General features: G+C 62.7%; 1 protein-coding gene. It reads right to left on the bottom strand.

What is annotated here, in order from left to right:
• A partial coding sequence (locus H6A16_RS10675) for a hypothetical protein (protein ID WP_204619033.1) occupies positions 1–188 on the bottom strand: 188 nt, incomplete at its 3' end.
• Positions 189–228: the final 40 nt, after the last annotated feature.

Below are 228 nucleotides of genomic sequence, written 5' to 3'. Positions count from 1 at the left end.
GCTGGGCAAGTCAGGAAGATAGCGGCGTGCCCGCGCCGAAACCCGAAAACCTTTCGTGGCGAAACCCGAAAGAAAGGCGCGCTCTTTTCCGAAAGCAAAGCTTGACTAAACACATCCGCGTCCGACATCCCCTCGACGTCCTCCCAGGCGACCCCTTTCTCGTCGGCGGCGTGGAACGTGTCGACCACGCTGGTCTTCGAGACCGGCTGCGCCCGCGCTATCGCCGTC

This window comes from Collinsella tanakaei (assembly GCF_016900375.1).
Lineage (GTDB): Bacteria > Actinomycetota > Coriobacteriia > Coriobacteriales > Coriobacteriaceae > Collinsella.
Note: the sequence above shows the minus strand (reverse complement) of the source record. Positions and strands in the feature narration are given on the sequence as shown.